General features: G+C 37.1%; 4 protein-coding genes and 1 pseudogene. All 5 read left to right on the top strand.

Going from position 1 to position 2,385, the window contains the following annotated elements; genetic code table 11:
* The first annotated feature begins 75 nt into the window (after window positions 1-75).
* A complete protein-coding gene (locus SINDD18_RS04165) occupies window positions 76-276 on the top strand; it encodes a F0F1 ATP synthase subunit C (protein WP_061863189.1) in 201 nt (66 codons plus the stop codon).
* A 32-nt stretch (window positions 277-308) separates the two neighbouring features.
* Entirely contained in the window at window positions 309-1,025 is a 717-nt protein-coding gene (gene atpB / locus SINDD18_RS04160) for a F0F1 ATP synthase subunit A (RefSeq protein ID WP_004253312.1), read from the top strand.
* A gap of 18 nt (window positions 1,026-1,043) precedes the next feature.
* A complete protein-coding gene (atpF, locus tag SINDD18_RS04155; protein WP_061863188.1) occupies window positions 1,044-1,538 on the top strand; it encodes a F0F1 ATP synthase subunit B in 495 nt (164 codons plus the stop codon).
* Complete coding sequence (locus SINDD18_RS04150) at window positions 1,538-2,074, top strand: F0F1 ATP synthase subunit delta (protein WP_006148660.1); 537 nt, start codon at window positions 1,538-1,540, stop codon at window positions 2,072-2,074. Before atpF ends, SINDD18_RS04150 begins: the two co-directional genes overlap by 1 nt.
* Before the next feature lie 14 nt (window positions 2,075-2,088).
* Window positions 2,089-2,385 (top strand): annotated as a pseudogene (locus SINDD18_RS04145) (ATP synthase subunit alpha); the annotation flags it as partial.

The following is a 2,385-nucleotide window of genomic DNA, read 5'->3' as shown; positions in this document are numbered from 1 at the left end:
TATAAAAAGTTGACAAAAGCAATTTTTAGGACTAAACTAGGGAGGTAAATTTAATTTAAAAAAGGAGAATTCGTCATGAATTTAACATTTTTCGGACTTTGTCTTGCCTGTATGGGTGTATCTATTGCTGAAGGAATGATTATGAGTAATCTCTTCAAGTCTGCCGCTCGTCAACCTGAAATTATTGACCAATTACGTAGCCTTTTAATTCTTGGTGTTGCCTTTGTAGAAGGTACCTTCTTTGTAACCCTAGCGATGGCATTTGTCATTAAATAGACAACTCTATTTAGAAATGGAGGTGTCAAACCATGGAAGAAAGTTTGAATCCAACCGTTAATATTGGACCAATATCCTTTGATTTGACCCTGCTTGCCATGTCTCTTGTAACTGTTTTGATGGTTTTTGCCTTTGTCTATTGGGCAAGTCGAAAAATGACCATCCGTCCTAAGGGCAAACAAAATGCTCTTGAGATGATTTATGACTTTGTGGTTAGTTTTGCAAAACCAAACATTGGAGATTCATACATCAAGGACTATTCCTTGTTCCTATTTTCTCTATTCTTGTTTATCTTGGTTGCCAATAATATTGGTTTAATGGCAAAAGTACAAACAACAAACGGTTATAACTTGTGGACTTCTCCAACAGCCAACCTTGGATACGATTTATCCCTCTCATTATTGATCACTTTGATCGCTCATGTAGAAGGAGTTCGTCGTAGAGGCGTTAAAGAATATTTGAGAGCATTTGTTACACCTGGCTTCATGACTCCGATGAACATTTTAGAAGAGTTCACCAATTTTGCCTCTTTGGCGATTCGGATTTACGGAAATATCTTTGCCGGTGAGGTTTTAGCAGGATTGCTATTGGCCTTGTCACAACATGCCTTGTATTGGTATCCTTTTGCCTTTATTGCAAACATGTTATGGACAGCATTTTCGATTTTCATTTCATGTATTCAAGCTTATGTATTTACTATGTTGTCATCTATGTATATTGGTAAAAAAATAAATGAAGGGGAAGAGTAAGTAGAGGAGGATTAGAAGATGGATTTAACTATTAGTACCATTATTGGTGACTTTATTCTGATCGCTGGTTCCTTCCTTTTATTGATCTTTTTAGTGAAGAAATATGCTTGGGGAAATATTACCAGTGTCTTAGATGAACGCGCTGAAAAGATTTCTTCAGATATTGATGGTGCCGAGGAAGCCCGTAAAAAGGCAGAGGAACTTGCTAGCAAACGCGAAGCTGAGTTGGCAGGTAGCCGTACCGAAGCTAAAACGATTATCGAGAATGCAAAGGAAACAGCTGAGAAAAGTAAAGCTGATATTTTGGCTGAAGCTAAACTTGAAGCAGGGCGCTTAAAAGAAAAAGCCAACCAAGAAATTGCTCAAAATAAAGCTGAAGCTTTACAAAGTGTTAAGGGAGATGTGGCAGACTTGACAATCAGTCTAGCTGGAAAAATTATCTCTCAAAACCTTGACGGTCAGGCCCATAAAGAACTCATTAATCAGTATATCGATCAGCTAGGAGAAGCTTAATGGACAAAAAGACTCTAAAGGTAATTGAAAAATACAGCATGCCTTTTGTCCAATTGGTGATTGAAAAAGGAGAAGAAGACTCTATTTTTTCAGACTTGTCTCAAATAAAGCAAGTAGCTGAAGAAACAGGCTTACCTTCTTTTTTAGCTCAGGTGGCAGTAGATGAGTCGGATAAAGAAAAAACGGTTCGTTTTTTCCAGGACTCTGTGTCACCTTTAGTACAAAACTTTATCGAGGTTCTACTTTACAATCACAGATCAAAACTGTTTTACGATGTGATTGTAGATTGCTTGAATCGTCTTGAAAAAGAAACCAATCGTTTTGAAGTGACTATTTTGTCTGCACATCCTTTGACTGGTGAACAGAAAGAACGACTAATTCCTCTCATCGAGAAAAAGATGTCTCTAAAAGTTCGTAGCATTAAGGAAAAAATTGACGATAGTTTAATCGGTGGTTTTGTTATTTTTGCCAATCACAAGACAATTGATGTGAGTATTAAACAACAACTTAAAGTTGTTAAGGAAAATTTGAAATAGAAAGTGGTGTTCTTTTGGCAATTAACGCACAAGAAATCAGCGCTTTAATTAAGCAACAAATTGAAAATTTCAAACCCAATTTTGATGTGACTGAAACAGGTGTTGTAACCTATATTGGTGACGGGATTGCGCGTGCTCATGGTCTTGAAAATGCTATGAGTGGTGAGCTGTTGATTTTTGAAAATGGCTCTTATGGTATGGCGCAAAACTTGGAATCAACAGATGTCGGTATTATCATTCTTGGAGACTTTACAGATATCCGTGAAGGCGATACAATTCGTCGTACAGGGAAAATCATGGAAGTTCCAGTT

The organism is Streptococcus infantis, assembly GCF_001579645.1.
In the GTDB taxonomy this organism is placed as follows: Bacteria; Bacillota; Bacilli; order Lactobacillales; family Streptococcaceae; genus Streptococcus; species Streptococcus infantis_E.
The sequence above is the reverse complement of the archived record's forward strand: the minus strand, read 5'-3'. Positions and strand labels throughout refer to the sequence as shown.